The organism is Pseudoalteromonas sp. S1608 (assembly GCF_005887265.1).
GTDB lineage: Bacteria > Pseudomonadota > Gammaproteobacteria > Enterobacterales > Alteromonadaceae > Pseudoalteromonas > Pseudoalteromonas undina.
The window spans coordinates 54,536-64,004 of the sequence record NZ_PNDK01000040.1; the positions used below are offsets into that span (position 1 = coordinate 54,536).

At 39.3% G+C, this 9,469-nt stretch carries 7 protein-coding genes; 4 read left to right on the plus strand and 3 right to left on the minus strand.

The features are described from left to right. Positions 1-6 precede the first annotated feature (6 nt). Complete coding sequence (locus CWB75_RS15300) at positions 7-714, plus strand: pirin family protein (RefSeq protein ID WP_138571108.1); 708 nt, start codon at positions 7-9, stop codon at positions 712-714. 40 nt (positions 715-754) lie between these two features. On the opposite strand, the gene CWB75_RS15305 is transcribed toward CWB75_RS15300, so the two are convergent. Further along, positions 755-2,797 carry a methyl-accepting chemotaxis protein gene (locus tag CWB75_RS15305; protein WP_138571109.1) on the minus strand — a complete coding sequence of 681 codons (2,043 nt, stop codon included), beginning with the start codon at positions 2,795-2,797 and terminating at the stop codon, positions 755-757. Between the two features lie 217 nt (positions 2,798-3,014). On the opposite strand from CWB75_RS15305, the gene helD reads away from it, so the two are divergent. After that, positions 3,015-5,147: a DNA helicase IV gene (gene helD / locus CWB75_RS15310; RefSeq protein ID WP_138571110.1), complete on the plus strand. Its 2,133-nt coding sequence runs from the start codon at positions 3,015-3,017 to the stop codon at positions 5,145-5,147. A 44-nt stretch (positions 5,148-5,191) separates the two neighbouring features. Here helD and CWB75_RS15315 read toward each other — a convergent pair whose 3' ends face one another. Both CWB75_RS15315 and CWB75_RS15320 read right to left on the minus strand, forming a co-directional pair. After that, positions 5,192-6,361, minus strand: coding sequence for an MFS transporter (locus CWB75_RS15315; RefSeq protein ID WP_138571111.1), 1,170 nt, complete (start codon positions 6,359-6,361; stop codon positions 5,192-5,194). A gap of 314 nt (positions 6,362-6,675) precedes the next feature. Further along, on the minus strand, positions 6,676-7,623 hold the full coding sequence (locus CWB75_RS15320) for a sodium-dependent bicarbonate transport family permease (RefSeq protein ID WP_055012602.1): 948 nt from the start codon (positions 7,621-7,623) through the stop codon (positions 6,676-6,678). Between the two features lie 120 nt (positions 7,624-7,743). Here CWB75_RS15320 and CWB75_RS15325 point away from each other — a divergent pair, with 120 nt between their 5' ends. Then, positions 7,744-8,688, plus strand: coding sequence for a LysR family transcriptional regulator (locus CWB75_RS15325; protein WP_138571112.1), 945 nt, complete (start codon positions 7,744-7,746; stop codon positions 8,686-8,688). A 101-nt stretch (positions 8,689-8,789) separates the two neighbouring features. Further along, positions 8,790-9,206, plus strand: a complete 417-nt coding sequence (locus CWB75_RS15330) for a hypothetical protein (protein ID WP_138571113.1) — start codon at positions 8,790-8,792, stop codon at positions 9,204-9,206. The last annotated feature ends 263 nt before the right edge of the window (positions 9,207-9,469 follow it).

Consider the following 9,469-nt stretch of genomic DNA (forward strand, 5'->3'; position numbering starts at 1 on the left):
AAAAATATGCTTACTCATTACCCAAAAAATAGCTTAGGCAATGCTGATCATGGTTGGCTTAAGTCAAAGCACCATTTTAGTTTTGCGAATTACTATAATCCTGCGCGTATGGGATTTGGCACTTTGCGTGTAGTTAATGATGACTGGGTAGCCCCAGGTATGGGGTTTGGTGCGCACCCACATAGAAATATGGAAATTATTAGTTTTATCCGTAGTGGTGCCATTACTCATCAAGATAGTATGGGCAACAAAGGGATCACTGAGCAAGGTGAGGTGCAGGTGATGAGTGCAGGCACCGGCATTACCCACTCAGAATATAACCTAACAGATGAACCACTAACGTTTTATCAAATTTGGATTCAGAGTAATCAACATAATGTTGAGCCGCGTTGGGAAAGTAAAAAGTTTCCTACGCAAGCTGCAAGCAGCCTTAGCTTACTGGTTTCAGGTTATCCAAAAGATGCCGATAGTGCACTGTTTATTAATCAGCAGGCGCGTATTTATGGTGGTAAGCTGGCAAAAGGCACATTAATAAAACAGCCGATTGATCATCAAGCCTATGTATTAGCATCGGCAGGAGAGTTTATTATTAGCGATGAGTCAGCCTCAGTTAACATGAGTAAAGGTGATGGCGCAGAAGTTACACAGACTAAAACCATCACTTTAACGGCAACCACTGAGTGTGAATTGATTATTATCGATAGCAAAAGTTAAGCGCAATTTACGTGCGCTTAACTTTGTAATTGTTACTTGTTCATACTTTAAAGCTTTCCACTTGCGATTTCATTTGCTTATATAAAGCCGATACATTTTTAGATTGTTGCGTGGTTTGCGTTGAAATTTGTTTCATTTGTGCAGATTGCTCTTTTAATGACACTAAATTTCGATTTATTTCGTTAGCCACATGTGACTGCTCTTGTGTAGCTTGTGCGGTTTCGGCCGACATTTGCTGCACTTTTTCAAATGCGTGGGTCAGGCTATTAAAAATGGTAATTACTGAGTCAAAGTTGGTTAAGGTGGTATTGGCATTAGTTTGGCTATTTTTGATTGAATCAGACGACGCTTTAACATTGTCATTTAAGCGTTGGATCATGGTATCAATTTCGTCTGTGCTTTGTTGAGTTCGTGTGGCAAGCGTTCTTACCTCATCAGCTACCACTGCAAATCCACGGCCTTGCTCGCCGGCTCTAGCGGCTTCAATCGCTGCATTTAAAGCTAATAAGTTTGTTTGCTCTGCAATATTACGTATTACCTCAAGAACGGAGGTTATATCGGTAGAGCTACTTTCTAGTTCAACCGAATTCGCTAATGCAGACTTAATATCGTTAGCTAAATCTTCAATCGCTTTGCTAGACACATCAATAGCTTGAACACCTTGCTTTACCTGCTCGCTAGATATATCGGCTTCCTGTGCGGTATTTTTTGCAAGCTCTGCCATTTGTTGATTGGCCATGTCCATTTCATGACCCGCACTGACTATTGACTCAGAGGCATTAGCAAGTTTTTGGGTTACTTCCATCGCGGTATCAGATACATCATTTAAATCACCCGTTACTGCACCAAGTTGGCTTGATTGCTGCTGAATATTTTTTATTATTGTTTGTAAATGGCTCAAGAAGTTATCAAATTCATTACTTAAATCAGCTAATTCGTCGTGTGATGTAGTGTTAATACGTTGGGTTAAATCGCCATCGCCAGCGGCTATTTCTTTAATACGAAGGGTAATATTATTGATATTATCGGTTAGCTTTTTCGGAATGTAATAGCCCACACCTAAAGCGACAATAAAGGCAATAATAATCACAATAAAAACAATTTTTTCAAAAAGTTGAATGCTTTGTTGTACGTCTTGTTTTACAGCTCTGGCATGCGTGCGTGCTTCTTCTCCTGCAATATCAAGTATATTTCTTAATTCGTTAAAGCTTTTATCAGCTTTTGCTAAATTATTATCAATTAAAGCGACTTGCTTTGCAGGAGTTGAGTAAATCAAGGCTTTGCTTTGCTCATACCATTGCTGGTAAAGCTGATCGAAGTTGGCATATTTTTGTGTTAGCTGCGGCTCGTCAATTAAATAACTACGGTAACTATGAAAACGACGAATAACTTGGGCTGCGTTTTCTTCAAATATTTTTTGATTTTGTGCTAAATCACCGTGTTGGTTTACTATTTTTTGTTTTGCAAGCCGAGCTTGGTATATATCTCTATCGGCATTTAGTATCTCTGAAATGGCTTCTACATAACGCCCTAAACGCTCAGCCCCCACTTTATCTTGCTGTTGTTTATTAGTATAAGCGCGAAGCTCTTCACCTGCCTGATCCATCATTTCGCGTATTTTTATAAATTCAGGTTCAGATTTATTTAAATCACTTTGCATTTTACCTTGCGAGTGGTTGGTATCAATGAGTGTTTTACTATGATTTACCCATTCATTATACAAAGGCATAAAGTTGGAAAATGAATCATGCTTTGCTAGTAATGCCTCTTCATCTTTTAAATAAATTAAGTATTTTTTAAAGCGATCTTTTACTTGCTCTGCGTTTTCTAAAAACTCTGCTTTATTCTTCTCACTATCACCAGTGGCGCTGAGTAAATTTTCAAGTGCAATACGTGCTTGATATATGTCTCTGTCGGCATTGAGAATAACAGTAACAGCTTCAAAAAAGGTTTCAGTTTGCCTTTTCATAGCGTTGTCTTGTATGTAAGTAATTGAAGCTATGGCAACTAGCAAGCCTGCAAGGATCAATGCTAAAAAAGCAATTGGCAAAATGACTTTGGTTCTAATTGAATTTATTCGCATGTTTCAATCCTTGTTATCTTACTGTATCTAGAGTAGATATTAGTCACATAGTGGTGTTTATGCCAAGCAGGTGGGTAAATTAATTGGGTGTTTTTTATACGCTATAAAATTCGTGTAAACATTACGGCTAATTTTTATTGGTTTTATTATCCTTGCAAGGCATATTCCCTTAAAATACGGCTAATTGGTTCATTTTTATAAAGGAATTCTGCTGTTAATGAATTCTATTCAGGCTAGTGTATTTGGCCGTATCTTTACCCCGCATCGCTTTGTCGACATAAACCCACAAGGTTTAGTATTCAGCAATAAAACACAAACAACCACATTGAGTTGGTGTAATTTAACGTCGCCCATTCGCTATGAGTATGGTGTGCTTGGGCAAACACTGCGCTTTAATACCGACTCTAAACAGTATCGTATTTGGATGAGGGCATATGGCAGCAATAGGGCATTTAAAGCGCATACTGATATGTTATGGGTTAAAAGCAATATTGCTGTGCTTAATGAGGTGTTGAGTGAAATAAACCAATTTGCTCACACTCAGTTTTTGCGCCAATCATATGTGGCTGATATAAAAAAACGAGTAGATGAACAATATAAACGCTGGCTACCTTGGATAAAAAGTAGCGATGTTTTAGCAACAGTCAGCACACAAATAAAATTGCTTGAGCAATACAGCCAGTGGAGCGATTCACTCACGCGTTTTTTTCAACATAAATACACTCAATCACAATTAAAGCGCTATAACGATTTTTTTAGTTGTGTTGAAACAAATCCACTCACTGAGCAACAACGCCGAGCTTGCATAATAGATGACGATAATAATTTAGTGCTAGCAGGTGCTGGTACAGGAAAAACCAGTGTGTTGGTGGCCAGAGCGGGCTATTTGGTTAATAGTGGGCAGGCTAATTACAACGATATTTTATTACTCGCCTATGGTAAGCAAGCCGCTTGCGAAATGGATGAACGAATTAAACAAAAGCTGGGCACTGAGTCCATTAAAGCGGCCACATTTCACAGCGTCGGCTTAACCATTATTAGCGAGGTTGAGGGCAAGCCACCTAAAATATCTAAACTCGCTGAAAACGAAAAAGCTAAAATAAAATGGGTTGAAGGATGTTTTGAATCGCTTGCCAATGCTAAACCACAATATGCTAAAGCACTGGTAAATTATATAAATAACACTCTTAATGACGTTAAAGGCGAGTTTAAATTTAGTCCTGCAAAGCCTAATCATATAGCGCTTTTAAAAGAGATAAAATCTGGCGGTCATTTAACCAAGTTAGCTACCTTATTTAGCCAATTAATCAGCGTGTATAAAACCGCAAATATAACACTTGAGAGCGATTCAAAGCAGATACAGCAAGCCTGGAAATTATTAAAGCCGTTATTAGCCAACTATAACCATTATTTACGCACACAGGGCGAAATAGATTTCGACGATATGATCATTAAAGCCCTCGATTATGTAAACACTAAAAAGTTTACATCGCCTTGGCGTTATATCATGGTGGATGAATTTCAAGATATATCACCGCTGCGAGCTACACTTGTAAAAGCACTGCGCGATAGTAAATCTAATAGTTCACTGTTTGCAGTAGGAGACGATTGGCAAGCTATTTACCGTTTTAGTGGTGCAGATATGCGGCTTACTACCGAGTTTGCCGCACATTTTGGTTTTACAACACAAACTCTATTAGATAGGACCTTTCGCTTTAATAATAAAATTGGAGTTGTTGCCGCAGGTTTTATTATGAAAAACCCAGCGCAGTTAGCTAAAGACATTCAATCAGTTGCAAAGGTGAGTAAGCCCGCTGTTAGCGTGCTAAAAACGCTAAATAGTGGCTCAGCTATAAACAGCAAAATAGCGGAGCTAAACAATGGCGCAATTAAGCATTTACTAAAGGGGATTAAGGGACATTCTGGCAAGTCTACCACGGTATATTTACTTGCACGATTTCGATTTCAGTTACCTTCACAGGCCGATATAAGTGCTTTACAGCAAGAGTTTTCAGCATTGCATATTGAGTGTGATACGTTTCATGGCTCAAAAGGCAAAGAAGCCGATTATGTCATTATATTAGCAATGAATGGCGGAGCGTTTGGATTTCCAAGCACTAAGCCAACGCCTCAAATTTTAGAGGCATTATTACCCGCAAAAGATAATTACGCATACAGTGAAGAGCGTCGCTTATTTTATGTGGCGCTCACTCGCGCTAAACATAAAGTGTACATAATAACTGATGATAATAATCGCAGCTGCTTTGTTGATGAACTCATAAACGAGCATAAAATTGAAGTATTTGAGTTAAAAAATAAAGCGGTTACTAAAGAGGTTACTCAAGCGTAAACCGCTTAATACCGTAACCAGCATTAAGCGGCTTTTTGCATTAGCTAGCCGGCAACGGGGGTGTTACCTGTGGGGATTTTTTTCATACTTTTTATAAGCATGTAAATACAGGTAGTAATTAAGCAGCCACCTAAGTAAATAAGCACACCATGGCTTTCATCTGAAAAATAGGTAGCCATTAGCGGCCCAAGAACCGAGCCCACACTGTAACTTAATAGCATTATTTCGGTAGCTGAGACTATTTTTGCCATAGGCAATGAGTCACACGCCAGAGTAATGGCAATCGGGTAAAGCGCAAAACTGCATGCACCTAATATAAAATAACTACTTACTAGGGCCGCAAAGTTATTAGCATGTAAAATACCCACCACACTGGCGGTACCAATAAAGCAAAAAATAGCCATTAATAAGCTTTTAATAATGCGGGTTGATAAATAGCTCACTAAAGGCTGAACTAACATGCCACCTAAAATAATCACCGCCATAAGTAAGCCGGTATATTGAGCTTGATCAGTTTGTGCGGCTATATAAACCGGTAATAATCCATAAATAGGGCCTAGTAATAACCCCGACACTAAACAGCCTAAAATAGCAGGGCGGCTGAGGGTTTTTAGCTCTTTAAGGGGTAGCTTTTGTAAGTTTTGCGTATCAGGTTGTCCTCGGGTAATTAAGAGTGGCGCTAAAATCGCAACAGCTAATAAAGCAATAACAAATAAATAGGGCACAGCATCTGTCGTTCCTAATGGTTTAATGGCAAGTTGACCTACTGCGCTGCCACCGTATAAGGAAGTCATATATAACCCTAAGCGCTTAGCTCGCGCTTTTGCGGTGTTAGCCATTAATAACCATGATTCTACCACTACAAATACGCCAGCAACTGCCATACCAGCCACAAAGCGTGCTATTAACCACATAGTGGCCGTTGGGCTGATCAGCTGGGCGATAACACTAATAATTAATAAAGCTAAAAACCCGATGAAAGCCAACCTATGACCGATTTTTACCACTACGCGCTCTATACATAAAGCACCAATCAATAAGCCTAAATAAAAGACACTGGCAAGCCATGGAGCTAAATCAAGATTGATGTTAAAAGCATTGAGCGATAACGGGATCAAGCTCATTAAAAAGCCTGATGCAATAGCAAAAAACGATAAGCCAATAACCGGCGCTAGCGGGTTATTTGATTTACTATCAGCGGTAACTTCCACCATTAGATTGTTCCGAAAAGAGGTTAAATAATTGCTGGTTTTAGGGGAGGTAGATAAAGCAATTATTTTAAGGAGGTTAATTTTGCGGCGAATTTAGGCTGATTTGACAACGAAGTAAAGAGTTTTTTAATTGCTAAATGAAAATAGTATTCAAAATGTTTTTTTACGTAAATTAAACGCTTACATGCTATTTTTTTGTATAAGTAAGTTAGCTTTATTGTTTTAAAATTGTTGTATTTTTAAGCGTTGTTTTAAATAAAATAATACTGCTTATAAAACCAAAAAAGCCCACTTTGGGCTTTTTTAGTGCGTTATATTCAACTTATGGCAACGGCAAGTTGATGATACAAACCAATCCCAACAATAACATTAAATGGAAAGGTGACACCTAACGAGCTAAGCATGGCAAGACCAATATCCGCTTTGGGAATAGCGGCTTTTACAGCAGCAGGTGCGGCAATGTAAGAAGCACTCGCTACTAAGCTGCCCAGAATAACCACTGAACCTAATTCTAAATTTAGCAAGGTGCCAACCATAACGCCAATGGTGCCTAAAAATAACGGCGTAATAATGGCGAAGGCAGCCAGTTTCCATTGCTGCCAAGGAAAAGGGCGAAGCGTTTGTGCAGCTACCAAGCCCATTTCGAGTAAAAATAGCGCCAGCACTACTTTAAAGCTACTGGTAAGTAAACTCGTAACTTGGCTACCCTGTTGGGTGCCATACATCATACCGATAATTACACCGCCAACGAGCAAAATCACACTCTTATTGGTAAGCGTTTCGTGCCACAGTGCTTTTAACGATAAGTTGGTGTTTTCGCTGTGTGCTTTGTCGAGCTTACGATACAACAGTAAACCTACAATAATGGCTGGTAACTCAAGCATAACTAGGTACAAGGTAACTTCTGCGCCCACTTCTAATTTAGCCGATTCGGCATACGCTAATGCTACCGCAAATGTACCAGCACTAACCGAACCATAGTGGGCAGCAATGCTGGCGCTATTCGCTACGCTTAGCTTAACAACGTGTTTTAAAATAGGGTATAAAGTGAGTGGAATAAGCCCACCAAGTAACATAACCGAGGCCATTTCTGGGAGTAATTGCCAACTTAAATTGCCATGCAGAACCATGCCACCTTTTAGACCTATGGTAAGCATGAGTAGTAAGCTGAGAGTGTCATACGTCGCTTTGGGAATAGCTAAATCAGAGCGAAGGATACCCGCTGCTAATCCTAAAATAAAAAACATTACTACAATATCAGGCACGCTGTTCTCCTCTTTATTACTAATTTGATTTGTTAAGCGGCGCTATTATAGGTAAATCTTTATATAGCAAATAATAAAATGAATGATAACATCCTATAGATAAAAACCTATGAGGTGCGTATGAATATAAGGCAACTTTCCTTCCGACTACTTGAAGTATTTATGAGTGTAGTAAAAACCGGCTCTATAAGCGAAACCGCTCGTGGACTTCATTTGACTCAGCCTACGGTTTCTTTACAAATTAAACGCTTACAAGAAGCGGTAGGTGAACCGTTAATAATTATGCAGCAACAAAAGTTGCAAATAACCGAAGCTGGTATGGCCTTATTTAGGACTTGCCAACAGGTTTTTGGTCATTTTGAAGATTACCAGGATTACTTAACGGAGCTAAAAGGGGGTGAACGTGGACGATGTAAAATTGCTATGGTTAATACTGCCCAATATATTTTACCTAAGTTGTTAGGCCCATACAGTAATGAACATCCGCATGTAGAGCTACCACTTGAAATAGGTAATCGTTCAGCCGTTTTAGCACGCTTTGAACGCGGAGAAGACGATATTTATGTATTTAGTCACCCGCCATCTTTAGAGCATGCCCAGGCTGCTAGATTTCTACATAACCCTTTAGTGTTTATAGTGCCACTAAATCATCCATTAGCCGATAAAACCGCACTTAAACTGGCTGATTTAGTTCCGTATCGTTTTTTATTGCGTGAAACAGGCTCCGCCACTCGCATGTTATTTGAAAGCGAGCTGCAAAGTAGAGGGTTGGTATTAAGTGACAGTGTGCAAATGGCCAGTAATGAAGCCATTAGAGTGGCGGTAGCTTCAGGTATGGGGATTGCGGTGCTTTCTCAGCATGTGCTGCCTAAAGGTGATAATAGCTTTAAAGTGCTTAATGTTACCGACACCTCTTTAGCTAGCCATTGGTATTTTGTGGTGCGTACAGACCGACATATATCACACGCTGCACGCAGCTTTTTAAAGTTTGCTGAGCAACACTTAGAGCTGTATTTAGATGAGAAGTGGGTGCGAAATGAGTTAAGAGGGCTTAATTTGAAATAAAAATAAGCCTTAGAGACAATCAAATATTAACTGGTATCAAAGTTGCTTAAGTTATTTCAGTTAAAGAATATAACGATTAAAGCAAAAATGGATTTGAGCCAATGACTTCAATAACCTTTAAAAATCAATATAGTAGTTACAATAATCCCGTTAACAAAGTGGCAAAAACGAGTGGCGTTCTGCCAACATCTGCCGCTGCGGCAACAACAAGTACCGCTGAAAACCAAGCAACCCCTAATTTTATCGCTAAACCAGAAGACAAAAGCTTTTTAGAAAATGCCCAAGAGGCATTAATTTATCAACGTTTAGGTGTCGATAAAGAAACTATAGCTGAGTTAAAAGCAGCAATAGAAGCCTTGGCAGAAGGACTAGGAGAGGAAGGGGTTGATGTAGATGCCATAAAAGAGCAGATTGCTGAATTACAAAAAATGTTAGAGCAAGAATTCGAAAAAGGCACGGAGCGAATGGCAATGCAACCAACACATGAAAAAGGCAAGCTAGTAACCGCATTAGCTTAGATAACGGCATGTTGAAAGGTTATTGACTCCTGTCTTTAAGCAGGTTTTAAGTGATTAACGCACAAAGAGGGCAAACAGACGCTACGCTTTTAGAGAAGTAAATTAAACCAAAACTTATATGGCTTCTCATTTACTCCTCATTCGCTTCTCTGTGTTCAAATAGGGTTTAGTGAATTATGCACAAAGAGGGCAAAGAGGCGCTGCGCTTTTAGAGAAGTGAACTACACCATAACTTTAAAGGGCTCCAAATTAACCCCGACGGG

Bases quoted from the DNA above. Each gene is read 5' to 3' on its own strand.
- helD (WP_138571110.1), top strand. From the start codon at position 3,015: ATGAATTCTATTCAGGCTAGTGTATTTGGCCGTATCTTTACCCCGCAT.
- CWB75_RS15315 (WP_138571111.1), bottom strand. From the start codon at position 6,361: ATGGTGGAAGTTACCGCTGATAGTAAATCAAATAACCCGCTAGCGCCG.
- CWB75_RS15305 (WP_138571109.1), bottom strand. From the start codon at position 2,797: ATGCGAATAAATTCAATTAGAACCAAAGTCATTTTGCCAATTGCTTTT.
- CWB75_RS15325 (WP_138571112.1), top strand. From the start codon at position 7,744: ATGAATATAAGGCAACTTTCCTTCCGACTACTTGAAGTATTTATGAGT.
- CWB75_RS15330 (WP_138571113.1), top strand. From the start codon at position 8,790: ATGACTTCAATAACCTTTAAAAATCAATATAGTAGTTACAATAATCCC.
- CWB75_RS15300 (WP_138571108.1), top strand. From the start codon at position 7: ATGCTTACTCATTACCCAAAAAATAGCTTAGGCAATGCTGATCATGGT.